Origin of the sequence: Paraoerskovia marina DSM 21750, from assembly GCF_000701465.1 — a bacterium.
Classification (GTDB): Bacteria; Actinomycetota; Actinomycetes; order Actinomycetales; family Cellulomonadaceae; genus Paraoerskovia; species Paraoerskovia marina.
Genome location: NZ_JNIY01000006.1, coordinates 101095 through 124766, shown reverse-complemented (window position 1 = coordinate 124766; position 23672 = coordinate 101095). Strand labels below are relative to the sequence as shown.

Below are 23672 nucleotides of genomic sequence, written 5' to 3'. Positions count from 1 at the left end.
AGGCATGGTGAGCCTGTCCCGTCTGTTTTCCCGCCGACCCTCAGGGTCCTCGTCCACGCCTGCCGGCGGTGACGCGTCGCGTCGTGCCACGCTCGACCATCTTGCGGAGTTCGTCCGCACGCGGGTCGGCGTCGAGGTCTACGTCGAGCCGGCGACGAACGAGACGCCGACGACGGTGCTCCTGGTCGCGACGACCGGGGAGTGGACGCGCCGTCGGGTCCCGGACGAGCGCACCGCGCACGAGCTGGCCCGGAAGGCCGGCGTCCCCGTCTACGACGTGCGACGCACCGGGTACCCGCAGCGCTATCGCGACTGGAACAGCCAGCACCGGCGGCGCTGAAACGTCGGGGCACCGAGCCGTCGGACCGGTCGGGCGACGGGCAGACCCGCCACCCGGACGCCAGAACGGCGTCGTCGTCCCGTCGAGCAGGGTGGGACGACGACGCCGTTCTGCCGTGTGCAGCCACGTCGGTCAGGACGCGCGACCCTCGATCAGTCCGAGCAGCGTGCGGACCCCGACACCGGTGCCACCGACGCCGGTGTAGCCGAACGGCGCCTTCTCGTTGAACGAGGGGCCCGCGATGTCCAGGTGGGCCCAGGGGGTGTCACCGACGAACTCGCGCAGGAAGATCCCGGCGCTGAGCATCCCGCCGGGCCGGTCGCCGATGTTCTGCAGGTCGGCGACCTTCGACTTCAGGCCGGCACGCAGCTCGTCGGGCAGCGGCATGGGCCAGAACGCCTCGCCCGTGGTCTCGGCGGCTGCGAGCACCTCGGAGCGGACCTCGTCGCTGCCCATCACCGCGGAGACCCGGTTGCCGAGGGCGACGACCTGGGCGCCGGTGAGCGTCGCGATGTCGAGGACCACGTCGGGCTTCTCCTCCGTCGCGGCGACCAGACCGTCGGCCATCACGAGGCGGCCCTCGGCGTCGGTGTTGAGCACCTCGACCGTCTTGCCGCCGCGGATCGTGATGACGTCGGACGGGCGCTGGGCGGCACCGGACGGCATGTTCTCGGCGAGGCACAGCCAGCCGGTCACCGCCACCGGCACGTCCAGGCGGGCGGCCGCGACGACGGCGTGCAGGACGGCGGCCGCCCCCGCCATGTCGGACTTCATCGTCTCCATGCCCGCGGCGGGCTTGATCGAGATGCCGCCGGAGTCGAACGTGATCCCCTTGCCGACGATCGCGACCTTGCCGCGGGCCTTCGACGGCGTGTAGGCGATCTTGACGAGCCGCGGTCCGCGGGTCGAGCCCTGACCGACCCCGATCAGGCCGCCGTAGCCGCCGGCGGCGAGCTGCTTCTCGTCGAGGACCGTGACCTTCGCGCCGCTGCCCTTGGCGGCAGCCTTGGCGAGGTCGGCGAACGCGGCCGGGAAGAGGTCGTTCGGCGGGGTGTTCACGAGGTCGCGCGTGCCGTGCACCGCTGCGGCGAGCACCTCGGCGCGCGCGACGGCCTTCTTGGCCTCGGCCGTCCGTGCGTGCTCCGTGACGAGCTGGACGGTCGACGGCGGGGTGGCTCGTGCGACGTCGTCGCCGGAGCGGTAGCGCTCGTACGCGTAGGCACCCATCAGGGCGCCCTCGGCGACAGGAGCGACGTCGGCGACGTCAGCCGTCGGGAGCGCGACGGCGACGCTGGACGTGCCGGCGAGCTCGCGGAGCGCCGCACCGGCCGCGCGGCGGAGCGTCTCGGCGTCGAAACGGCCGTCGTCGTCCCGGGCACCGAGCCCGGTCAGGACGAGAGCCCCGGCGCGGAGCTCAGCACCGGCGGGGACCTTGCGGACCTCGTCGGCGGTACCGGTGATGCCGAGGGTCGGGGCAAGCGACTCGAGCTCGGCGACGAGCGTCGCCGGCAGGTCCGTGCCGACGAACGCGACGCCGTCCGACGTCGTGCAGGTGCCGACGACGAGTGCGTCGACCGAGAGGGTGGTCGGGTTCTTGGATGTCAGAGTGAGGTCAGCCACGCCCCCGATGCTAATCCTTCTCGCCCGTTCCCGGTACGCTCGGGCCGTGTCTGTCGCGCTCTCCCTCGTCATCGGTGCGCTCTGCCTGGCTCTGGCCGGGTGGGCCGCGTGGTTCGTCGTCCGGGACCGTGCGGTCATCCTGCGCCAGCTCTGGGGCGCATGTGTCGTCGAGGCCGTGCTCGGGCTCCAGGTGGTCCTCGCGCTCGCCCAGACGGTCGCGGGGGACGGCGCGAGCGACCCCGCCCTCTACTGGGGATACGTCGTGACGGCGCTGATCCTGCTGCCGGTGGCCGGGCTCTGGGCGTTCGCGGAGCGGACCCGCTGGAGCTCGGTCGTCCTCGCCGTCGCGGCGCTCACCGTCGCGTTCCTCGAGCTGCGCCTGTGGCAGATCTGGGGCGCCGCGTGAGCGCCCCCGCCGGTGCGACCGGTCGGGGGTTCGGGCGGCTGCTGGTCGCCGTGTACGGGATCTTCGCGATCGCGTCGAGCGCACGAGCGCTCTACCAGATCGGCACCAAGCTCGACGAGGCTCCCGTCGCCTACCTGCTCTCCGGGTTCGCCGCCCTCGTCTACATCGTGGCCACCGTCGCGCTGGCGCGGGGGACGGCGCGGTGGCGCACGGTCGCCTGGTGGGCGGTGGGGGTCGAGCTGATCGGCGTGCTCGTCGTCGGAACACTGTCGATCGTCGACGCGGGCGACTTCCCCGAGGCGACGGTCTGGTCCCACTTCGGCCAGGGCTACGGCTACGTCCCCGTCGTGCTGCCCGTCGTCGGTCTCTACTGGCTCTGGCGCACCCGGACGCCTCGCTCCGCAACAAACCACCAGGAGGCCTGATGCGCCCGTACCACCTGCTCTTCGACACGGTCTTCCGCCGGATGGACCCGGAGACCGCGCACCACGTGGCCTTCGACGCGATCGCGACCGCCGGCCGGACGCCCGGCCTCAACCGTCTGGTCCAGGGGGCTCTCGCCCCGTACCTGGGCCGGCGTGCACAGGGCGCCGGAGGTGTCGACGTCCTCGGACGTCGCTTCCCGGGGCGGCTCGGGATCGCCGGCGGGTTCGACAAGGACGCGCGGTGCGTCCGCGGCCTCAGCATGCTCGGTTTCGCCTTCGTCGAGATCGGCACCGTGACGGCGCACCCGCAGCCCGGCAACGAGGCGCCGCGGCTCTGGCGAGAGCTCGACGTCCGTGGACTGCGCAACCGTATGGGCTTCAACAACGTCGGGGCGCTCGCGGTCGCGGAGAACCTGGCCGCCCTGCGGGCGACCGTGCAGGGTCGTGCCGCCGTGGTGGGCGTCAACATCGGCAAGACGAAGGTCACGCCGGCGCAGGACGCCGCCGCGGACTACGCGTTCTCGGCCGGGGTGCTCGCGCCGTACGCCGACTACCTCGTCGTCAACGTCTCGTCGCCCAACACCCCGGGTCTGCGCGACCTGCAGTCCGTCGACGCGCTGCGCCCGATCCTGAGCGCGGTGCGGGAGGCCGCCGACGCCTCGACGCCGCGCCACGTCCCGCTGCTGGTCAAGATCGCTCCCGACCTGGCGGACGACGACGTGGACGACGTCGCGCGCCTCGTCGACGAGCTCGGCCTGGACGGGGTGGTCGCCGTCAACACGACGATCGACCACGACCGCGGTCCCGGCGGGCTCTCCGGTCCGCCCGAGCTCGCCCGGGGGCTCGACGTCGTCGCGCGGCTCCGACGCGGGCTGCGACCGGGTGCGGTCGTGATCGGTGTCGGTGGCATCACCACGGCGGACGACGCGCAGGCGTACCTGGACGCCGGGGCGGACCTCGTCCAGGCCTACACCGCGTTCGTGTACGAGGGGCCGCTGTGGCCGTCCCGGATCAACCGCGCGCTGGGACGGGGCACGCGATGACGCCCCGCTGGGTCTGGGAGTACTCCACGCACACCGGTACGGGCGCGCTCCCGCCGAGCCCCGCGTTCGTCAGCAGGTTCGACGCCGAGGAGTGGCTGGGAGCCCACTGGCGGGACCTCGCGCGTCGCGGCGTGACCCAGGCGCAGCTGCTGCGCGACGGGCTCGTCGTCACGACGCCGATCCCGCTGCCCGACCACTGACCCTCGCCCACGCGTCGGCCAGCCGGGGCAGCCCCACGTCGATCCGGTCCGTCGACGGGGCGAACGTCAGTCGTACCTGACTGGCATGGCTGCCGTCCGGGGTCAGGGCGGGGCCGGCGTTGATCAGCAGGCCGCGCTCGGCGCTCGCGGCGGCGAGCGCCGAGCCGAGCGGCACGCCGAGGTCGAGCCAGAGGGAGAGGCCCCCGGGCGGTTCGGGGACCCGCCACGACGGTTCGATGCGACGGAGTCCGGCGACGAGGTGGTCGCGCTGGCGTGCGACCTGCACCCGTCGTGCCGCGAGGATCTCGCCCGACCGTTCGAGGAGGTCGACGACGGCGAGCTGCTCGAGCACCGACGTCGCGATGTCGATGGACTCCCGGCGCAGCGCGAGGCGGCGGACGAGCTCGGGGTGCGCGCGGACCCACCCGACCCGCAGGCCGCCCCAGAAGCTCTTGGAGGCCGACCCGACGGCGATCACGTGCGTGTCGTCCTGCCCGTCGCCCGTGAGCGGCGCGGGGGAGGGCCGGTCGAGGTAGAGGTCCGTGATCGTCTCGTCCCCGATGACCGGCATCCGGTGGCGGCGGGCGACGGCGCGCACCCGCCGACGTTCCTCCTCGGTCCACGTGTAGCCGGTCGGGTTGTGGTTGTCGGCGATCATGTACGCGAGGCGCGGGGCCGACCGTCGGACGGTCGACTCGAAGAGGTCCACGTCGAACGGTGGCGGCCCGGGCTGTCCCGGTGTGCCGACGGGCACCCCGACGAGGCGGGCACCCGCACCGCGCAGGGCGGCGAGCGCGTGCGCATAGGTCGGCGACTGGACGATCGCCCGTTCGCCGGCGCCGAGGAGGGCCTGGGCGAGGGTCGTGATCGCGTGCTGCGCACCGGAGGTCACGAGGACGTTCTCCGCGCTGGTCGGGGTGCCACGAGCGGTGTAGCGCTCGGCGATCGCGACCCGGAGCGGGTGGATGCCCAGCGGCTCGTACCCGATGCCGCTGAGATAGCGCGGGAGCGCCTCGAGTGCGCGCTGGTAGGCGTCGTGCAGCTCCGGCGGTGCGGCAGGGGCCGCCTGGCCGAGGTCGATCAGGTCGCCGTGCGGAGCCGAGCTCTGCGGGCGCGGGGCGTCCCCGCCGGTGAGGCTCGGCGTGGGAGCGGGGCCCGAGTGCCGGGGCAGCACCGTCACCGTCCCGACACCCGTCCGGGCCTGGGCGAAACCGCGCTCACGCAGCTCGCGGTACGCGGCCGTCGTCGTCGTGCGCGAGACCCCGAGGGACAGTGCGAGGTCGCGCTCGCTGGGCAGGCGCGTGTGCGTGCCGAGGGCTCCGGACAGGATGGCGGCGCGCAGTGCGTCGGCCAGCGCCCGGTAGGCAGGCCCCTTGGACTGCCAGTCCCCGAGGAGCCGCGTGGCGGCGTGCGCGCTCAGCTGTCGGTGGACTGGTACCTGCGGGCCAGTGGTCGTCGTCACACGGCCACTGTCTCGATATTGGCTATATAAGTCAAAGCCAATCGCGACGACGATGGAGGCATGACACTCGCAATCTCCCTCTTCCTGCTCCTCATGGTCGCGACGGTGCTCGTGCGCCTCTCGCAGGCGATCAAGGCCGACGGCCGCGGAAGTCGCACCCCGCCGGCGAGCCACACCGCTCCGGACCGCACCGGCAGCTGGTGGTAGCCCGCACCGCCCAGCTCCTGGGCGGGCTGCTGGCGTTCGCGCTCTCGATGGCGATGCTCCTGCACTCCGGGCAGGGTGCGATGCCGTGGGACGTCCTGCACCAGGGCGTGGCACTCCGCACAGGCTGGGGGATCGGCGCCGTCGTGATGGCGTCGAGCGCCCTCGTCCTGCTGATGTGGATCCCGTTGCGCCAGAGGCCCGGCGTGGGCACCGTCGTCAACGTGATCGTCATCGGTCTGACGATCGGTCCCGTGCTGGCTCTGCTGGAGCGCATCCTGCCGGACCCCGGTCTCGTGACCGCCGTCGCCCTCGCCGTCGGGGGAGTGGTCGTCAACGGGCTCGCGACGGCGGCCTACCTCGGGGTGCACCTGGGTCCAGGCCCGCGGGACGGGCTCATGACCGGACTCGTCCGGCAGACAGGGTGGCCAGTGCGACGGGTGAAGACCCTCATCGAGATCACCGTCGTGCTCGCCGGATGGGCGCTCGGCGGCACGCTCGGGTGGGCTACCGCCCTCTTCGCCGTGGGTGTCGGCCCGGTCGTGCAGGTCGCCCTGCCGTGGTTCGACCGGGCCGGGCGACGGGCTACGCGGGGTAGTGACCGTGCTTCTTGTGCTGAGGCTTCGGCAGGCGGGCTCGACGAATCTGGAATGCGCGCGTGACGGCGTACATCATGGTCCCGCTCGGGACGTCGTCGAACTTGGCGAGCAGCTTGCGCTTGAGGCCGCGCCACATGAAGACGGCGTCGAGGATGGTGGCGAGCACGAGTGCGTAGAGCACCACGACGATGATCGTCGCCGCCGACGGGGCGACCGCGGAGGTGACGATCATCCCGACGAGCGAGAGCATGGCGATGAAGAGAAAGTACTCGCCGAGGTTCCAGCGGGCGTCCACGTAGTCGCGGACGTACCGACGCTGCGGGCCCTTGTCGCGCGGCGGCAGGTAGCGCTCGTCGCCCGTCTGCAGCGCGTGCTGCTGACGCAGGCGGGCCTCGCGGTTCTTCTCCTTCGAGGCCTTCGCCGCGGCGCGACGGTCGTTCGGGACCAGGGGACGCTTGTTCGCGGCCTCGGCCTGCTTGCGCTTCGGAGTCGGTCGACCCTTGCCGCTGATCGCGCCGTCGGTGGCGCTGACGGGCTCGACGTCGGGCGTCACGGCTTCGGGGGTCTTCTCACGTTTCGGCACACATCTAGGGTAGACGAGAGCAGGACCGGCCCGGAACTCGCGCGTAGCCTGGACCGGTGACCACAGCACAGAACCCCGCCGCCGTCGTCGACCAGCTGCGCGACCGCGTGTCCGCCCTCTTTCCCGCCCTGCAGAGCGATCTCGAGTCGCTCGTCCGGATCCCGAGCGTCTCGAACTCCGAGTTCGACCAGTCCGTCATGGACACGAGCGCCGCCGCCGTGGCCGAGCTGTTCCGCGGTGCGGGCATGCCCGACGTCCAGGTCCTTCGTTCGTCGGGCCCTGACGGTGCCACGAGTCGTCCCGCCGTCGTCGCCCGTCGCCCGGCACCCGCCGGTGCACCCACGGTGCTCCTGTACGCGCACCACGACGTCCAGCCCCCGGGCACGTCCGGGTGGACCTCGGACCCGTTCGAGCCGCGGGAGGCCGACGGGCGGCTGTACGGGCGCGGGGCCGCGGACGACAAGGCGGGGATCGTCGCGCACCTCGGTGCGCTGCGCGCCCTGGGCGACGATCTCGGCGTCGGTGTCACGATCTTCTCCGAGGGCGAGGAGGAGATCGGCTCTCCCTGCTTCGTCGACTTCCTCGACCAGTACCGCGATCTCCTGCGGGCCGACGTGATCGTCGTGGCCGACTCCGCGAACTGGAAGGTCGGCGTGCCCGGCCTCACGACCTCCTTGCGTGGACTCGTCGACTGCACCGTCGAGGTCGCCGCGCTCGAGTCGCCGGTCCACTCCGGCATGTTCGGCGGCCCCGTCCTCGACGCCTACACCTTGCTGGCCCGCCTCGTCGCGACCCTGCACGACGAGAACGGCGACGTGGCGGTCGAGGGCCTGGTCGTCGGGCCCGAGCCCGAGGTCGACTACGACGAGGCGTCGTTCCGGACCGACGCCGGCATGCTCCCGGGCACGCACCTCGCGGGGACGGGGTCGATCGCGGGCCGGCTCTGGGCCAGGCCGACGATCGCCGTCCTCGGGATCGACGCGACCCCGGCCGACTCGGCCTCGAACACGATCGCGCCCTCGGCGCGCGCGAAGGTCTCGATGCGGATCGCCCCGGGCCAGGACCCGGCGGCCGCCGCGACGGCGCTGACCGCCCACCTGGAGGCGAACGCGCCCTTCGGGGCCCGGGTGACGGTCAGCGACGGCGAGACGGGTCAGGCGTTCCGTGCGCCGCAGGACTCGGACGCGATGCGTGCCGCGCGGGCCGCCTTCGCAGCGGCGTGGGGCACGGAGCCCGTCGACATCGGGCTCGGTGGGTCGATCCCCTTCATCGCGGACCTTCTCGTCGCCTTCCCCGAGGCCGCGATCCTCGTGACGGGCGTCGAGGATCCCGCGTCCTTGGCCCACGGCCCGAACGAGTCCGTCCACCTCGGCGAGCTCGAGAAGGTCGTCCTCGCGGAGGCCCTGCTCCTGCGCGCGCTGGGGGAGTAGGCCTCGGGTCAGGCCCGGTACGAGATCCCGAGGGCGTCCGCCCACCCGGCGACGTCCTCGGGCAGCTCGGGCGCCGCGAGCTCCGGCTCGAGCAGCGCGACCACGTCGGGGCCGGAGACCCGCTCACCGGAGCGCGCGAGGAACCTGCCGGCGACCAGGCCGCGTGCGTAGCGGTGCCCGTCACGCCAGAACGCCTGCTCGAGGTAGACGATCCGCTCGTCCCAGCCGAGTACCCGGGTGTGGATCTCGAAGCGGTCCCACAGCTTCAGCGAGCGCTTGTACGCAACCGTCGACGACGCGACCACGGGGTACCAGCCGCGCTCGTTCAGGAGTCCGAAGGCGCCGAGGTCGGCGAGGAAGTTGCTCCGCGCGACGTCCATCATCTGCAGGTAGACGCCGTTGTTGACGTGACGGTAGAGGTCGAGGTCTCCGGGGTGGACCCGCATCGTCGTCACCGAGACGTCGAGCATGTGCTGGCCGGGAATCGCCCGTCGCGGGCGCAGGGTCGCTGCCGCGAGCTGAAGAGTTCTGGTCATCCCGGCACCGTACTACCGACGACCCGGAGTATTAGGTATCGGTAGGTCGGGCGACTCAGATCCCGGGCAGCGCGAGCATCTGGTCGAGAGCGACGCGCGCCCAGTGCGCGTCGTCCTCGTCGACGACGATGCGGTTGACGACGCGGCCCGCGACGAGGGACTCCAGGGCCCAGACGAGGTGCGGCAGGTCGATGCGGTTCATCGTCGAGCAGAAGCACACGGTCGAGTCGAGGTAGTGCACCTGCTTGTCCGGATGGGCGGCGGCAAGACGGCGGACGAGGTTCAGCTCGGTGCCGATCGCCCAGGCAGACCCCGGCTCCGCCGCGTCGAGCGTCTGGATGATGTGCTCGGTGGACCCCACGTGGTCCGCGGCCCGGATGACCTCGTTGCGGCACTCGGGGTGCGCGATGACCTGCACGCCCGGGACCGCGGCGCGGATGTCGGCGACGTTCTTTGCGGAGAAGCGTCCGTGGACCGAGCAGTGCCCGCGCCAGAGGATGACACGCGCATCGGCGAGCTCGGCGTCGGTCAGCCCGCCCTGCGGCTTGCGTGGGTCGAAGATCACGCAGTCGTCGAGCCCGAGACCGAGCTTCTCGACGGCCGTGTTGCGCCCGAGGTGCTGGTCCGGGAGGAAGAGCACCTTACCGGTCCCGTCGACACCGCCGACCTGGTCGAACGCCCACCGCAGGGCGACCTCCGCGTTGGAGGACGTGCAGACGGTGCCGCCGTGCCGACCCGTGAAGGCCTTGATCGCGGCGGACGAGTTCATGTACGTCACGGGGACGACGGAGTCGGCGACGCCGGCGTCCTCGAGCGACTCCCAGGCGTCCTCGACCTGGTCGATCGCGGCCATGTCGGCCATCGAGCAGCCGGCCGCCAGGTCTGGCAGGACGACCTGCTGGGAGTCCGAGGTGAGGATGTCGGCGCTCTCCGCCATGAAGTGCACGCCGCAGAAGATCACGTACTCGGCGTCGGGGCGGGCCGCCGCCTCGCGAGCCAGCTTGAACGAGTCCCCGAGCACGTCGGCGAACTGGACGACCTCGTCGCGCTGGTAGTGGTGGCCGAGCACGAAGACACGGTCCCCGAGCGCCTCCTTGGCGGCGCGGGCCCGCTCGACGAGGTTCGGGTCGCTGGGCGCGGGAAGCTCGCCCGTGCACTCGACGCCGCGTTCGGAGTCGAGGTCCCGGTTCTGCCCGAGAAGGAGGAGGGGGGACTGCTGAGGCTCGGTGAAGTCATGGAGAAGCGTGCTCACGCCGCGATTCTCGCACAGGCTTGCTGGCACAATCCTGGGATGGACGCACTCGTGATCGCCGCGGCACGCACCCCGCTCGTCGCGGCGGTTCTGGACACGTGGGCGCGCTCGGCGCCGCAGTCGCCCGATCTCGTGGAGGTCGGGGACGCCGGAGCCACGGGTCTCGCCGTCGTGCCGGGGGAGCGGATCCCGGTCGTCCTGACGGGGCCTGCGGACGCGGCAGGCGGTGCACGGGCCGTCGGTGGTCCGGCGACCGTGGTCCGTTCCGCGGCGGGAGCGTGGGTCGCCGCCGCCGAGATCGACCCGCTGCCGGGCGCAGGGTCCTGGGACGTCGGGGGGCTCGTGCTCGCCGCCGCGGACCACGCCGACACGGTCTTTCTCCTCGCCGGGGACGCCGAGGTCCCCGACGGTGGGGAAGGACTCCTGAGGTCCGTCGCAGGCTCCTCTGATCTTGCCGAACCGACCCCGGACACGGTGCGTCGTGCGCGAGCGCGATTGGCCGGAACCACGCTCGTCTGCCTCAGTGACGACGACCTCCCTCTGCTCGGTCTCAACGGCGTCAGCGCCCTGCGTGGAGGCGACGCCGGGCAGGAGCGTGAGGCCGCGCTGTCGGCGTACGCGTACGACGTCGCACGTGCGGTCGAGGCGGACAGGCCGGGTCTGATGGCGGGGGCGGGCGAGCGCGAGACGTTCCGGGTGCTGACGGCGGCAGGCGCCGGTGCGGGCGGTGGGCTCGGGTTCGCGGTCCGGGCGCTCGGCGGTCGTGTCGAGTCCGCCGCCGCGGTGCTCGGCGACGTCGTCGGGCTCGGGTCCGCGATCGAGCGGCACGACGTCGCGGTGCTGGTCGTGGAGCGGCTCGACGGTTCCGGTCTGCACACGGGCGTGGTCCCCGACACCGTGTCCCGGGCCGCAGACGTGGGTGTGCCCGTCGTCGTGCTCGCCGAGGACGTCCGGGTGGGGCGACGGGAGCTGTCCGCGGCCGGTGTCGCGGCTGCGTATCCCCTCGGTGCGGACCCGGCGTCGGCGACCGCGCGCGTCGTTCGCACGTGGACACGTCGCTGAGGCCCGGGAGTAGACTCGGGAACATCATCGACGACGCATGCGTTGGACCATTCAGCACTGGCTCAGCACTGACCGACGACTTCCGGGAGAGACCAATGAGCGAGACGACCGAGACCGCGACCCACGGGGTCATCCTGAGCGACGTCGCGGCCGGCAAGGTCCGCAGCCTGCTCGAGCAGGAGGGTCGTGACGACCTGCGCCTGCGTGTCGCCGTCCAGCCCGGTGGCTGCTCCGGCCTCATCTACCAGCTGTATTTCGACGAGCGCGTGCTCGACGGTGACGCGCTCAAGGACTACGACGGTGTCGAGGTCGTCGTCGACAAGATGAGCGTCCCCTACCTCGAGGGTGCCAAGATCGACTTCGCCGACACGATCGAGAAGCAGGGCTTCACGATCGACAACCCCAACGCGGGCGACTCCTGCGCCTGCGGCGGATCCTTCAGCTGATCGACGCACCGCTCGGCGGCCCGGCACCTCGACGAGGTGCCGGGCCGCCGTCGTTCTCGGGCGACGTGGCACAGATCCGCACGCTCAGCGTCCAGGTCTCCACCCCGTCGTCGTCGACGGACGAGGAGGTCTCGCCGACGAGGGCGTGGCCGCGCATCCGCGCCCAGGCGGGAACGTCGTGCCGGGCGGCCGGGTCAGTCGCGAGGACTGTGATCACGGTGCCGTCCTCGACGTCGCGAGCCGCCTTGGCGAGGTGAATCACGGGGAGCGGGCATCGAAGCCCGCTCGCGTCGACCGTCCGGGCCAGAGCGCTCACAGACCGTTCACCCCCAGTGCGTCGCGCACCGTCGCGACGGCGTCCGGCAGCTCGGCGCAGAACCGCGCCACGTCGTCGGCGGTGGTCGTGCGATCGAGCGAGACTCGTACGTTGCCGTGGGTCAGCACCCCCATCGCGGCAAGAACGTGGCTCGGCTCCAACGTGCTCGACGTACAGGCCGATCCCGATCCCACCGCGAACCCCCGGCGGTCCAGCTCGGTCACGAGAGCCTCTCCGTCGACGTACAGGCACGAGAACGTCACCACGTGGGGGAGGCGGGTGACCGGGTCGCCGACCACCTGGGTGTCGGGGACGGTGGTGGCGCACGCGCGGACCTGGTCGATCAGCGCCTGCTGCCGGGCGGCCTCGGCCGCCCGTTCGCCGAGGACGGCCTCCAGCGCGACGGCGGCGGCGAACGCCGCGGGGATGCTGACGCCCCCCGGGAACCACGCCTCGTCGTCCTCGGGCCAGGCGCTGCGCGTCCTGGTCCGCGCGCGGACCGCGAGCACCCCGACACCGGGGCCGGCGCCCCAGTCGGCGGGGTCTGCCGCGAGCGCGTCCCACCCGCCCGGCGCGGGGAGGTGTCCGATCGTGGCCCCGGCGTCGCACAGCAGCGGGACTCCCGACGCCGCGCAGGCCTCGACCGCCTGCTCGAGCGGTTGTACCGTCCCCACCTCGCCGTTCGCGTGCTGCAGGCAGGCGAGCGCGACACCGGGGGTCGCCACCGCGTCGGCAAAGGCCTGCGCGTCCACCCGTCCGTCGGCGCGGACGGGGACGTCGACGACTGTGGCCGGTGCGTCCGAGCCGGGGAGCGGGTGCGCGGCCGCGTGCCGGACGGCGGCGCGCTCGACCGCGGGGAGGACGACCGCCTGCCCACGGCGACGTCTGCCGCCCCGGATCGCCAGGACGCCGGTGTGGATCGCGGCGACGTGGTTCGGGGCCAGGTGGATCTCCTGCGTGCGCACGCCGAGGGAGGCGGCGAGGGACTCACGCGCCCCGTCGAGCAGTGCCCGGGCCCGTCGACCCTCGGCATGGAGGCGTCGCGGGTCGGCCCAGCCGTCCGCGAGGGACCGGACGTAGGCCTCCCTGGCAAGCGGGTGAAGGCTCGCGTTGCCCGAAGCGTCGAGCAGCGTGCGGGGTGGTGATTCCGTCATCGGCCGTGGTCTCCTGGGTGCTCGTGGGCGTCCGACCCACCACCGTACGGGGAGGCGGCTCGGCAATTATCTGACAGTCCGGGCGAGGGCGTGCCGAACCCGCTGGAATCGTGGGCCGAAGGTGACGGAACCGTCTGTATGCCGGGTTCGTCTCGCGTCATTCGAGCGAATCCCGGGCTAGGCTTCGTGTGTCAAGGACGAAGGTTCTGCGTGGGACTCGTGGAGACACACCACGAGACATCCAGGACGTGACGTGAAAGGCACCCCTTGCGTTCGAACTCACCACGCCGCACGCGGCGCGCACTCGTTTCAGCAGCGATGACCGCTGCCGGCGTCGCGCTGCTCTCCGGCTGCTCCAGCGACGCTCTTCAGCGCGGCTTCCTTCCGGGCTTCGACGACGGCGAGGTGACAAACCAGACCGGGCGCATCACCGACATGTGGGTCGGCGCCTGGGAGGTTCTCCTGGTCGTCGGTCTGATCGTCTGGGGCCTGATGCTCTGGTGCATCACGGTCTACCGCAAGCGCAAGGACGACAACCAGCTGCCGGTCCAGACGCGGTACCACATGCCGCTCGAGATCATGTACACGGCCGTGCCGACGATCATGATCCTCACGTTCTTCTTCTTCACCGACCGTGACATGACCGAGATCCAGGACACGAGTGCGGAGCCGGACCTCACGATCCAGGCCATCGGCAAGCAGTGGAGCTGGGACTTCAACTACCTGGACAGCGACGTCTACTCCGTCGGCCAGCAGGAGTCGGACCCGAGCTCGCTCGGCGTCGACGACCGCATCGAGGACGCACCGGGTACGGCCGAGTCGCTGCCGACCCTGTACCTGCCGGTCGACCAGCGCGTCGAGTTCGAGCTGCAGTCGCGTGACGTCATCCACTCGTTCTGGGTCCCGGCCTTCCTCTACAAGCAGGACATGATCCCGGGTCGCACCAACACCTTCCAGGTGATCCCCGAGCGCGAGGGCGTCTACGCCGGCAAGTGCGCCGAGCTCTGCGGAGAGTTCCACTCCGGGATGCTCTTCAACGTCGCCGTCGTCTCGCAGGAAGAGTTCGACGAGCACATGGACGAGCTGCGCGAGCTCGGTCAGACGGGGTCGATCCCCGTCGAGGGCTTCAGCCGCGAGCAGAGCGAGCCCACCAACGACGCGCACGCAGAAGGCGAGGAGAGCTGATGGTCGCCCAGGCCGAGACGATCCCGGGCCTGGCGCCGCAGCGCCAGACCCTCGGACGGACAGTCATCAAGTGGGTGACGTCCACCGACCACAAGACGATCGGGTACATGTACCTGATCACGTCGTTCATCTTCTTCTGCATCGGCGGGCTGATGGCCCTCGTGATCCGGGCCGAGCTCTTCGAGCCCGGGATCCAGATCGTGCAGAGCAAGGAGCAGTACAACCAGCTCTTCACCATGCACGGCACGATCATGCTGCTGCTGTTCGCGACCCCGCTGTTCGCCGGTTTCGCCAACGTCATCATGCCGCTGCAGATCGGCTCGCCCGACGTCGCCTTCCCGCGGCTCAACATGCTGTCGTACTGGTTCTACCTCTTCGGCGGCCTGATCGCGTCGGCCGGCTTCTTCACGCCGCAGGGCGCCGCGTCGTTCGGGTGGTTCGCGTATGCGCCGCTGTCGAACACGACGTTCAGTCCAGGGCTCGGGGGAGACCTCTGGGTGTTCGGGCTCGCGCTCGGTGGGTTCGGGACCATCCTCGGTGCCGTCAACTTCATCACGACGATCATCACGATGCGCGCGCCGGGCATGACGATGTTCCGGATGCCGATCTTCTCCTGGAACGTCCTCGTGACGAGCATCCTCGTGCTCATGGCGTTCCCGCCGCTGGCCGCAGCGCTCTTCGCCCTCGGTGCAGACCGTGTGCTCGGTGCGCAGGTGTTCAACCCCGAGAACGGTGGTGCGATCCTCTGGCAGCACCTGTTCTGGTTCTTCGGGCACCCTGAGGTCTACATCATCGCCCTGCCGTTCTTCGGCATCGTCTCCGAGATCTTCCCGGTCTTCAGCCGCAAGCCGATCTTCGGGTACAAGACGCTCGTCTACGCGACGATCTCGATCGCTGCGCTCTCCGTCACGGTCTGGGCGCACCACATGTACGTGACCGGTGCCGTGCTGCTGCCGTTCTTCGCGTTCATGACGATGCTGATCGCCATCCCGACCGGTGTGAAGTTCTTCAACTGGATCGGCACGATGTGGCGCGGGAAGCTGACCTTCGAGACTCCGATGCTATGGAGCATCGGATTCCTCATCACCTTCCTCTTCGGTGGACTGACCGGTGTCATCCTCTCGAGCCCGGTGCTCGACTTCCACATCTCCGACACCTACTTCGTGGTCGCGCACTTCCACTACGTCGTCTTCGGAACCGTCGTCTTCGCGATGTTCGCCGGCTTCTACTTCTGGTGGCCCAAGTTCACCGGGCGGATGCTGAACGAGCGACTCGGCAAGGTGCACTTCTGGATGCTCTTCGTCGGGTTCCACATGACGTTCCTCATCCAGCACTGGCTCGGTGTCGAGGGCATGCCCCGTCGCTACGCCGACTACGCGGACGAGGGATTCACCTGGGAGAACCAGCTCTCGACCGTGGGTGCCTTCCTTCTCGCGGCGTCGACGCTGCCCTTCTTCTGGAACGTCTACACGACCTGGCGCAACGCGCCGAAGGTCACCGTGGACGACCCCTGGGGCTACGGTCGATCGCTCGAGTGGGCCACCTCGTGCCCGCCGCCCCGACACAACTTTGTCTCGCTGCCGCGGATCCGGTCTGAGTCGCCCGCGTTCGACCTGCACCACCCCGAGGTCGCCGCGATGGAGCATCCCCAGGCTGATCAGACGATCCTCGACAAGATCTACGGCGATGCCGAACGGCAGGGCCAGCAGGACACCGCCATCGAGCGTGTCGCCGAAGGCACCGGCGATCATGCTGCGTCGAAGAAGGATGAGGAAGGAACCTCATGAAGGTCGAGTACAAGGTCTTCCTGGCCATGACGCCGTTCTACATCGTCGTGGGGGTCATCTACGGGATCGCGACGGACTGGTCCGAGCCTGTCGGTATCGTCGGACTCCTCCTGACCGCCGGCCTGGTCACGATGATCGGCTTGTACCTCGTCCTCACGGCCAATAAGATGGACGACCGGCCGGAAGACGACCCTGAGGGCCTGATCGAGGAGGGTGCCGGCGACCAGGGCGTGTACGCCCCGTGGAGCTGGTGGCCTCTGGCTACCGGGTTCTCGGCGGCCGTGGTCTTCGCCGCACTCGCCGTCGGCTGGTGGCTGCTCTACATCGGTGTGGCCATCGGCATCGTCGCTCTGGTCGGCTGGGTCTTCGAGTACTCCCGCGGACAGCACGCGCACTGACCTCTCAGCGTCGTTGCGTCCCTGACGCAGACACAGCGCCTCACCGCTCGCACAGAGCGGTGAGGCGCTGTTGCTTTCCCCGTCGCGACGGGGAGAGGGTCGCGGGGTCGGGCGACATCGGCTGATCACCGCTGACAGCGCTCTGTTCGCGGCAGAGATGTGGGCGTCGTGGTGCGGCGTGCACCACCGTCGCCCGAGCTGCGCTCTCCATGGCCGCCATCGCCCGTGCTTGAGATCGCCCGTTGTCGAGATCGAACGAGCGTGGTCCCTCGCGTCACCCGGTTCCGCACTACGTGCCCTCTGCCCGCCACCGACGCCAGAGGCCCGGCATCCTTGATGGATACCGGGCCTCTGGGCCTCACGGGGCGGTCGACGACTGCCGTGCGGAGAACGGACTAGCTCACGGGACGATCAGGCCCTGCGTCTGCGTCCGAGCACGGCTCAGGCGTGCCGAAGCGTCCTCCCAGTTGATGATGTTCCACCACGCGCTGATGTAGTCGCCACGCACGTTGAGGTAGTCGATGTAGTAGGCGTGCTCCCAGCAGTCCAGCAGGACGATCGGGGTCAGGCCCATCGGAATGTTGCCCTGCTGGTCGTAGAGCTGGACGATGATCAGCTTCTGACCGATCGAGTCCCAGGCGAGGATCGCCCAGCCAGAGCCCTGCACGCCGGCTGCGACCGCGGTGAAGTGCTTCTTGAACGCCGCGAAGGAGCCGAAATGCTCGGTGATCGCGTCGCCGATCTCGCCCTCGGGCTCGCCGCCGCCCTCGGGGGAGAGGTTGGTCCAGAACGCGGAGTGGTTGACGTGCCCGCCGAGGTTGAACGCGAGGTTCTTCTCGTGCAGGTTCACGGCAGCGAGGTCGTCTGCCTCGCGGGCGGCCTCAAGCTTCTCGAGAGCCGTGTTCGCGCCGGTCACGTAGGCCTGGTGGTGCTTGGAGTGGTGCAACTCCATGATCCGCCCGGAGATGTGCGGCTCGAGCGCGGCGTAGTCGTAGGTCAGGTCGGGGAGCGTGTAGACAGCCATGCTGTGTAATCCTCCAATATCGGACCACGGTGCAGCACCGTGGTGTCAACGTCACTGCCGCGATGGATCGCCGCAGTGCGGTCATGCAGACGGCCCGCGAGAGTGCCCAGAGATCTGGTAAGCACTCTCGCGGGCCGTCTGTACTACTTTGCCGGACCTGCGGACAACTCGCGAGGGAGGATCAGCGATCACCCTCGTGCGTCGTGTCACCCGCATGCAGCTCGGGAGCCTTGGCGCCCTCGAGCTCGTCGTGCGATCCGTGGGCGTGCGCCGCCGCCAGCTCGGACGGCGTGACCGGCTCGATGCGGTCCTCGTAGAAGAAGCGCGAGAGACGAGCCCAACGACGCTCCTTCTTGTAGCCCTTCCGGGGCACGCCTCGTGCGTCGGTCTGGGGCTCGAGCTCGAGGGGGGTCGGGGCGTCGTACGCGACGCGCAACCAGCGCTCCTGCTCGTCGAGCGGACGGTGGACCTCGATGTACTCGCCGTTCGCGAACCGGACGATGCGCCCGGTCTCGTGCCCGTGGAGCACGAGCTCGCGGTCCTTGCGCTGGAGTCCGAGGCAGATGCGCTTGGTGACCCAGAACGCGAACCAGGGGCCGACGAACAGCAGGATGCGGAAGACCCACGTGATCTCGTTGATCGAGAGCGAGAAGTGCGTCGCGATGAGGTCGTTCGACCCGGCGAGCGCCAGGATGATGAACGCCGTCAGGAAGGCGACGCCCAGGCCCGTGCGGACGGGCACGTTCCGCGGACGGTCGAGCACGTGGTGCTCACGCTTGTCCTTGGTCACGCGTGCCTCGACGAAGGGGTACACGATCAGGAACGTGAAGAGGATGCCCGGAATGATCACGGCAGGGACGAGCACGTTCAGACTGAGCGTGTAGTCGCCGATCATGTACTCCGTCACGCCCGGCATGAGGCGGAGCGAGCCCTCGAGGAAGAGCATGTACCAGTCGGGCTGTGCGCCCGCCGAGACGGGCGAGGGGTCGTACGGTCCGTAGTTCCAGACGTTGTTGATCGCCATGGTGCCACCCATGAGGGCAAGCACGCCGAAGACGACGAAGAAGAAGCCGCCGGCCTTGGCCACGTAGACGGGGAAGAGCGGGAAGCCGACGACGTTCTTGTCGGTGCGTCCACCACCCGGGTACTGCGTGTGCTTGTGCAGGACGACCATCATCAGGTGCAGGCCGATCATCGCGAGGATGATGGCCGGGACGACCAGGATGTGCAGCGTGAAGAGGCGGGGAATGATGTCCTCGCCCGGGAACTCGCCGCCGAAGACGAAGTACGACATGTACGAGCCGATGATCGGGATCGACTTGATGACGCCGTCCGTGATGCGAAGACCGTTGCCGGACAGGACGTCGTCCGGGAGCGAGTAGCCCGTGAAGCCGGCGCCGAGACCCGTGATGAGCAGTCCGATGCCGACCAGCCAGTTGAGCTCACGCGGCTTGCGGAACGCACCGGTGAAGAACACGCGCATCATGTGCGTCACGATCGCGGCCATGAACAGCAGCGCTGCCCAGTGGTGGATCTGGCGCATCAGGAGTCCGCCGCGGACGTCGAACGACATGTGCAGCGTCGAGCTGAACGCCTCCGACATCAGGACGCCGTCCATCGTCGCGGGTGCGCCGTGGTGCTCGATCAGCGCCATGCTCGGGACGAAGAACATCGTCAGGAAGAAGCCGCTGAGGATGAGGATGACGAAGGAGTAGAGCGCGACCTCGCCGAGGAGGAAGGACCAGTGGTCCGGGAAGGTCTTGCGCGCGAACTCCTTGACGGCCTTGCCGAGTCCGGTGCGCTGGTCGAGGTAGTCAGCCGTACCTGCGGCTGCTCGTTCGGTCGTACTCACTTCAGACGCTCCCAGTAGCTCGGGCCGACAGGCTCGTGGAAGTCGCTCTTGGCGACCAGGTATCCCTCGTCGTCGACGGCGATCGGCAGCTGCGGGAGCGGGCGCTTGGCAGGTCCGAAGACGACCTTCGCGCCGTCCGCGATGTCGAACGTCGACTGGTGGCACGGGCAGAGGAGGTGGTGCGTCTGCTGCTCGTAGAGCGCGACGGGGCAGCCGACGTGCGTGCAGATCTTCGAGTACGCGACGATGCCGTCGTAGGACCAGTCCTTGCGGTCCTCGGCCTCCTTGAGGTCGCGCGGGTCGAGGCGGACGACGAGGACGACGGCCTTGGCCTTCTCCGTGATCCACGCGTGCGACTCGCGCTCCTCCTCGGTCGCGTCGGGGATGACGTGGAAGACGGATCCGATGGTGACGTCGGCGGCCTTGATCGGTCGACCCGTGGGGTCGATGGCGAGGCGGGTGCCCTTGTCCCAGCGGGTGTGGCGGAACTTGCTGACGTTCCAGTCGCCGCCGACCGAGCTGACGAGCGGCACGGCGATGGTGAGCGGGAAGATCGCGAGCGCGGAGAGCGCTGCGCCCTTGAGGACGCCGCGGCGTGCGATGCCGGAGTCGGCCGCACCGTCCGAGAGCTTCTGGACGGCGATCTCTCGCTCGGCGTCCGGGGTGCGCTGCTCGTGGCGCTCCTCGGTCACCTCGGTGTCGTTCATCAGGGTCTTGGCCCAGTGGACGGCTGCGAGGCCGATGCCGAGCAGGGCGAACGCCATGCCGAGCCCGAGGGTCAGCGTCGAGATCCGCACGCCGTCGGTGGTGCCGTCCGGGCGGAAGACGAAGTAGGCGACGATCGAGGCGACCGTGCCGATGATCGAGATGAGGAAGAGGACGACGACCTGCCGCTCGGCGCGCTTGTCCGCGGCGGGGTCGGAGTCGGCACGACGGTGCCGGTGCTCGGGCAAACCCGGGTCGTCGAAGCGGTCGACGTCGCGGTTCTGTGCGTCCCCGAGCTCGGTGGAGTGCTGGTTGTCGTTCACGAGGACTTTGCTCCGATCCACACGGCGGCACCGATCAGGAGACCGAGGCCGACGACCCAGGCCCAGAGGCCTTCGCTGACTGGTCCGAGGGATCCGAGAGAGAGGCCGCCGGCCGAGCCGTCGCGCTGCTCCTCGATGTACGCGATGACGTCGCGCTTCTCCTCGGGGGTGATGTTGGCGTCGTTGAAGACCGGCATCGACTGCGGTCCGGTCTGCATGGCCTCGTAGATCTGACGGTCGGTGACGTCGGCCTCGAGCAACGACGGGGCGAACTTGCCCTCGGAGAGCGCGCCGCCGGCACCGACGGCGTTGTGGCACATCGCGCAGTTGGTGCGGAAGACCGCAGCACCCGTGGCGGGGTCGCCCAGTGCCGGGTCGACCTGCTCGTCGGTGGGAACGGTCGGGCCCGTGCCGAGAGACGCGACGTAGGCGGCGAGCTGCGCGGTCTGCTCGGCGTCGAACTGTGCGGGCTTGCGGATGGCCTGGGGGCCGTTCGACTGCATCGGCATCCGGCCGGAGGAGACCTGGAAGTCCACCGCGGCCGCACCGACACCGACGAGCGAGGGAACGTCGTCGGTTCCGGTCGCGGACGGGCCGTGGCACGTCGCGCAGTTGGCCTGGAAGAGCTTCTCGCCCGTCTCGATGTCCTGGGTGCTCGCTGAGTCTGCGCTAGCAGGGCTGGGCGCCAGGAGGGCGTAGAGCCCTCCGGTAGCCAGCAGTGCCAGCAGCAGGAGCACGACCGGTGCCAACCGGTGGTGCCTGCGGGCGGCGAGTGCCTTCACGAATCGATCCTCGTCTCGCTGTGTGGGTGTCGGTGGTGGGAGTGGTTGGACGCTTCGGTGCGCCCGGTGACTACTGCAGGATGTAGATGACGAAGAAAAGGGCGACCCAGACGACGTCGACGAAGTGCCAGTAGTAGGACGTCACGATCCCGGTGGTGGCCTCGTGGTGCCCGAAGCGCTTCGCGGAGAACGAGCGGCCGAGGAGGAAGAGGAACGCGATCAGACCGCCGATCACGTGCAGTCCGTGGAAGCCGGTCGCCAGGTAGAAGACCGACCCGTACGGGTGCGACGAGATCGTCAGGCCGTGCTCGACGAGCTCCGCGTACTCGTAGATCTGACCGGCGATGAAGAACGCGCCCATCAGGTAGGTCAGGGTTATCCACTCGTTCATGCCCCAGCGTCGGACGTCCCAGATGGATCCGGCGCGCACGGGCTGGAAGCGCTCGGCGGCGACGACTCCGGCCTGGCAGGTGAAGGACGAGAGGATCAGCACCGTCGTGTTGATCGCCGCGAACGTGATGTTCAGGTGGTCGGTCTGGGCCGTCCACTCGTCCTGCGGGACGACGGAGCGAATCGTGAAGTACATCGCGAAGAGGCCGGCGAAGAACATGAGTTCGCTCGCCAGCCACACGATCGTCCCGACCGACACGGGGTTCGGTCGGTTGACGTTCACATGCTGGTGGGCCTGGGGGGCAGCCGTTGCAGTCGACACGTCAGCCAGTATGGCTGATGACGGGCTGTTCGTGGCTGCGCTGGGTGCCGGGGGCGGGCGTCAAATCTCACAATCTCTCCATAATTTCTTGTCATGGTCTCCCGCTCGTGACGGATGGATGAAGACTGTCAGGAAAGGTCATCCGGGTCTCGAACCGCGATTCGTCCGCCGATCGTCGTGATCTGCCGGAGGCTTCGTGCCAAGATTCACCCAGGGCGTCGACGGCGCCCCTCCCGTCAGGGAGACGTCTTGGGACCACGTGAGGACGACGATGACGACGACTCGACCGGCGACGACAGGCTCGACCAGGAGCGACGTGGGCGAGACCGCAGGGCCTCGGATCCTCCTGTACAGCGACGACCGGACGGTCCGCGAGTCGGTGCGCCTCGCCGTCGGCTCCCGTCTCGGCAAAGGGCAGCCGCGCCTCGAGTGGCTGGAGGTCGCCACGGCGACCGAGGTCGTGGCCCGTGCCGGTGAGGGCTGGGACCTCCTGGTCCTCGACGGCGAGGCCGACAAGGTCGGTGGGATGGGGCTCTGTCGACAGCTGAAGAACGAGATCTACCAGTGCCCGCCGGTGCTCGTCCTCACGGGTCGGCCCCAGGACGCGTGGCTCGCCTCCTGGTCGCTGGCGGACGACGTCGTCTCTCGCCCGTTGGACGCCGTAAAGGTGCGGGAGACCGTCACCGGCATGCTGGCCTAGTACGGAACACCCCGCTCCTCCCGCACCCGAAGGACCTACCGTGACGACAGACCCGCGCCCGACCGCCACCCTCGCGACCGCCGCGCCGACGTGGCCGGACCTGCTCGCACGGGTGGTCGGCGGCGACGACCTCACCCGGGACGAGGCGTCGTGGGCCATGACCCAGGTGATGGCGGGCGACGTCTCCCCGGTCCGGCTGGCAGGTCTGCTCGTGGGTCTGCGCGCCAAGGGGGAGACCGTCGAGGAGCTCACGGGTCTCGCTGACACGATGCTCGAGCACGCCGTGCGGTTCGTCGTCCCGCGACGGTCGGTCGATATCGTCGGCACGGGCGGCGACCGTGCGCACACGGTCAACATCTCGACGATGTCGGCGCTCGTGATCGCCGGTGCCGGCCTCCAGGTGACCAAGCACGGCAATCGCGCCGCGTCCTCCTCCTCCGGATCGGCGGACGTGCTCGAGCAGCTCGGCATCCGTCTCGACCACTCGCCGGAGAAGGTCGCGGAGATCGGCGAGGAGGCGGGCATCACCTTTTGCTTCGCGCAGGTCTTCCACCCGTCGTTCCGGCACGCGGGCGTCGCCCGCAAGGAGCTGGGCATCCCGACCGTCTTCAACTTCCTCGGCCCGCTGACCAACCCCGCACGGCCGGAGGCGGTCGCGATCGGCTGCCCCGACGCCAGGATGGCGGAGCTCATGGCGGGGGTGCTCGGCGCACGAGGGACCGACGGCCTGGTGTTCCGTGGCGACGACGGTCTCGACGAGCTGGCGCCGACCGCGCGGGCCACCGTCTGGGAAGTGCGTGACGGTTCGGTCCGCGAGCACCGGCTCGACCCCGTGGGCGACCTCGGTCTCGACCCCATCGACGTCGCCGACCTGCGCGGGGGCGAGGCATCGTTCAACGCCGAGGTGGCGCGGCGGTTGCTCGACGGCGAACCGGGGCCGGTGCGCCAGACCGTCGTGCTCAACGCGGCTGCGGGGATCGTCGCCGACGGGACCTTGCCGGGGACGGGTGTCGGTGACCTGGTGGATCGTCTCCGCGCCGGGATGCAGCATGCCGAGCAGAGCATCACGTCGGGCGCGGCACGTGCCGTTCTCGAACGCTGGGCCGCCGCGGCCGTCTAGCGGGTT

The 23672-nt window shown here is 70.0% G+C and carries 27 protein-coding genes; 15 read left to right on the top strand and 12 right to left on the bottom strand.

Features of this window, described 5'->3' with window-relative positions; all coding sequences use genetic code 11:
• The first annotated feature begins 4 nt into the window (after positions 1-4).
• Positions 5-340: a hypothetical protein gene (locus Q343_RS0110895; protein WP_029253611.1), complete on the top strand. Its 336-nt coding sequence runs from the start codon at positions 5-7 to the stop codon at positions 338-340.
• A gap of 132 nt (positions 341-472) precedes the next feature.
• On the opposite strand, the gene Q343_RS0110890 is transcribed toward Q343_RS0110895, so the two are convergent.
• Positions 473-1960, bottom strand: a complete 1488-nt coding sequence (locus tag Q343_RS0110890) for a leucyl aminopeptidase (RefSeq protein WP_029253610.1) — start codon at positions 1958-1960, stop codon at positions 473-475.
• 46 nt (positions 1961-2006) lie between these two features.
• Between Q343_RS0110890 and Q343_RS0110885 the strand changes: the two genes are divergently transcribed.
• From Q343_RS0110885 to Q343_RS0110870, 4 genes are read left to right on the top strand one after another with little or no spacing between them, the layout of a single operon-like run.
• On the top strand, positions 2007-2366 hold the full coding sequence (locus Q343_RS0110885) for a hypothetical protein (protein WP_029253609.1): 360 nt from the start codon (positions 2007-2009) through the stop codon (positions 2364-2366).
• Positions 2363-2791 (top strand): hypothetical protein, encoded by a 429-nt coding sequence (locus Q343_RS0110880; protein WP_043110003.1) that lies wholly within the window; start codon positions 2363-2365, stop codon positions 2789-2791. Before Q343_RS0110885 ends, Q343_RS0110880 begins: the two co-directional genes overlap by 4 nt.
• A complete protein-coding gene (locus Q343_RS0110875; RefSeq protein WP_029253607.1) occupies positions 2791-3834 on the top strand; it encodes a quinone-dependent dihydroorotate dehydrogenase in 1044 nt (347 codons plus the stop codon). Before Q343_RS0110880 ends, Q343_RS0110875 begins: the two co-directional genes overlap by 1 nt.
• Positions 3831-4034, top strand: a complete 204-nt coding sequence (locus Q343_RS0110870; RefSeq protein ID WP_029253606.1) for a hypothetical protein — start codon at positions 3831-3833, stop codon at positions 4032-4034. Before Q343_RS0110875 ends, Q343_RS0110870 begins: the two co-directional genes overlap by 4 nt.
• Here Q343_RS0110870 and yczR read toward each other — a convergent pair.
• Positions 4003-5496, bottom strand: a complete 1494-nt coding sequence (gene yczR / locus Q343_RS0110865) for a MocR-like transcription factor YczR (RefSeq protein ID WP_029253605.1) — start codon at positions 5494-5496, stop codon at positions 4003-4005. The two genes, Q343_RS0110870 and yczR, sit on opposite strands and share 32 nt — an antisense overlap.
• Positions 5497-5556: 60 nt before the next feature.
• Here yczR and Q343_RS15200 point away from each other — a divergent pair, with 60 nt between their 5' ends.
• Both Q343_RS15200 and yczE read left to right on the top strand, forming a co-directional pair.
• Positions 5557-5703 carry a hypothetical protein gene (locus tag Q343_RS15200; protein ID WP_155990725.1) on the top strand — a complete coding sequence of 49 codons (147 nt, stop codon included), beginning with the start codon at positions 5557-5559 and terminating at the stop codon, positions 5701-5703.
• On the top strand, positions 5697-6362 hold the full coding sequence (gene yczE / locus Q343_RS15195; protein WP_155990724.1) for a membrane protein YczE: 666 nt from the start codon (positions 5697-5699) through the stop codon (positions 6360-6362). Before Q343_RS15200 ends, yczE begins: the two co-directional genes overlap by 7 nt.
• Here yczE and Q343_RS0110850 read toward each other — a convergent pair.
• Entirely contained in the window at positions 6286-6882 is a 597-nt protein-coding gene (locus Q343_RS0110850; RefSeq protein WP_052367127.1) for a DUF3043 domain-containing protein, read from the bottom strand. The genes yczE and Q343_RS0110850 overlap by 77 nt on opposite strands.
• Positions 6883-6938: 56 nt before the next feature.
• On the opposite strand from Q343_RS0110850, the gene Q343_RS0110845 reads away from it, so the two are divergent.
• Entirely contained in the window at positions 6939-8312 is a 1374-nt protein-coding gene (locus Q343_RS0110845; RefSeq protein ID WP_029253603.1) for a dipeptidase, read from the top strand.
• 8 nt (positions 8313-8320) lie between these two features.
• Here Q343_RS0110845 and Q343_RS0110840 read toward each other — a convergent pair whose 3' ends face one another.
• Positions 8321-8848: an acyl-CoA thioesterase gene (locus Q343_RS0110840; RefSeq protein WP_029253602.1), complete on the bottom strand. Its 528-nt coding sequence runs from the start codon at positions 8846-8848 to the stop codon at positions 8321-8323.
• Positions 8849-8903: 55 nt separating this feature from the next.
• Positions 8904-10100 carry a quinolinate synthase NadA gene (gene nadA / locus Q343_RS0110835; protein ID WP_029253601.1) on the bottom strand — a complete coding sequence of 399 codons (1197 nt, stop codon included), beginning with the start codon at positions 10098-10100 and terminating at the stop codon, positions 8904-8906.
• A gap of 39 nt (positions 10101-10139) precedes the next feature.
• On the opposite strand from nadA, the gene Q343_RS14575 reads away from it, so the two are divergent.
• Together Q343_RS14575 and Q343_RS0110825 are read left to right on the top strand one after the other, a co-directional pair.
• A complete protein-coding gene (locus Q343_RS14575) occupies positions 10140-11162 on the top strand; it encodes a glycerate kinase (RefSeq protein ID WP_162175484.1) in 1023 nt (340 codons plus the stop codon).
• A 95-nt stretch (positions 11163-11257) separates the two neighbouring features.
• Positions 11258-11608, top strand: coding sequence for a HesB/IscA family protein (locus Q343_RS0110825; RefSeq protein ID WP_029253599.1), 351 nt, complete (start codon positions 11258-11260; stop codon positions 11606-11608).
• Here the strand turns inward: Q343_RS0110825 and Q343_RS0110820 are convergent.
• Both Q343_RS0110820 and Q343_RS0110815 read right to left on the bottom strand, forming a co-directional pair.
• Positions 11601-11924 carry a sulfurtransferase TusA family protein gene (locus Q343_RS0110820; RefSeq protein WP_231959144.1) on the bottom strand — a complete coding sequence of 108 codons (324 nt, stop codon included), beginning with the start codon at positions 11922-11924 and terminating at the stop codon, positions 11601-11603. The genes Q343_RS0110825 and Q343_RS0110820 overlap by 8 nt on opposite strands.
• On the bottom strand, positions 11921-13078 hold the full coding sequence (locus Q343_RS0110815) for a cysteine desulfurase family protein (RefSeq protein ID WP_029253597.1): 1158 nt from the start codon (positions 13076-13078) through the stop codon (positions 11921-11923). The genes Q343_RS0110820 and Q343_RS0110815 overlap by 4 nt, the downstream gene beginning before the upstream one ends.
• A 318-nt stretch (positions 13079-13396) precedes the next feature.
• Between Q343_RS0110815 and ctaC the strand changes: the two genes are divergently transcribed.
• Genes ctaC through Q343_RS0110800 form a run of 3 tightly spaced genes read left to right on the top strand, consistent with a single transcriptional unit; the run spans position 13397 to position 16448 of the window.
• Positions 13397-14263, top strand: coding sequence for an aa3-type cytochrome oxidase subunit II (gene ctaC / locus Q343_RS0110810; protein ID WP_052367125.1), 867 nt, complete (start codon positions 13397-13399; stop codon positions 14261-14263).
• Positions 14263-16050, top strand: a complete 1788-nt coding sequence (gene ctaD, locus Q343_RS0110805) for an aa3-type cytochrome oxidase subunit I (RefSeq protein WP_029253595.1) — start codon at positions 14263-14265, stop codon at positions 16048-16050. The genes ctaC and ctaD overlap by 1 nt, the downstream gene beginning before the upstream one ends.
• Positions 16047-16448 carry a cytochrome c oxidase subunit 4 gene (locus Q343_RS0110800; RefSeq protein WP_029253594.1) on the top strand — a complete coding sequence of 134 codons (402 nt, stop codon included), beginning with the start codon at positions 16047-16049 and terminating at the stop codon, positions 16446-16448. Before ctaD ends, Q343_RS0110800 begins: the two co-directional genes overlap by 4 nt.
• 400 nt (positions 16449-16848) lie before the next feature.
• Here Q343_RS0110800 and Q343_RS0110795 read toward each other — a convergent pair whose 3' ends face one another.
• From Q343_RS0110795 to ctaE, 5 genes are all read right to left on the bottom strand, one after another.
• Positions 16849-17472, bottom strand: coding sequence for a superoxide dismutase (locus Q343_RS0110795; protein ID WP_029253593.1), 624 nt, complete (start codon positions 17470-17472; stop codon positions 16849-16851).
• 181 nt (positions 17473-17653) lie between these two features.
• Positions 17654-19324, bottom strand: a complete 1671-nt coding sequence (gene qcrB / locus Q343_RS0110790) for a cytochrome bc1 complex cytochrome b subunit (protein ID WP_043110001.1) — start codon at positions 19322-19324, stop codon at positions 17654-17656.
• A complete protein-coding gene (gene qcrA, locus Q343_RS0110785; protein ID WP_029253591.1) occupies positions 19321-20352 on the bottom strand; it encodes a cytochrome bc1 complex Rieske iron-sulfur subunit in 1032 nt (343 codons plus the stop codon). Before qcrA ends, qcrB begins: the two co-directional genes overlap by 4 nt.
• Positions 20349-21134 (bottom strand): cytochrome bc1 complex diheme cytochrome c subunit, encoded by a 786-nt coding sequence (gene qcrC, locus Q343_RS0110780; protein ID WP_029253590.1) that lies wholly within the window; start codon positions 21132-21134, stop codon positions 20349-20351. Before qcrC ends, qcrA begins: the two co-directional genes overlap by 4 nt.
• Before the next feature lie 70 nt (positions 21135-21204).
• Entirely contained in the window at positions 21205-21846 is a 642-nt protein-coding gene (gene ctaE / locus Q343_RS0110775; RefSeq protein WP_029253589.1) for an aa3-type cytochrome oxidase subunit III, read from the bottom strand.
• A gap of 271 nt (positions 21847-22117) precedes the next feature.
• Here ctaE and Q343_RS0110770 point away from each other — a divergent pair, with 271 nt between their 5' ends.
• The gene (locus Q343_RS0110770; RefSeq protein WP_029253588.1) at positions 22118-22546 is read left to right on the top strand and encodes a response regulator; all 429 of its coding nucleotides are present in this window, start codon (positions 22118-22120) and stop codon (positions 22544-22546) included.
• 40 nt (positions 22547-22586) lie between these two features.
• On the top strand, positions 22587-23666 hold the full coding sequence (gene trpD, locus Q343_RS0110765) for an anthranilate phosphoribosyltransferase (protein ID WP_029253587.1): 1080 nt from the start codon (positions 22587-22589) through the stop codon (positions 23664-23666).
• Positions 23667-23672 lie beyond the last annotated feature (6 nt).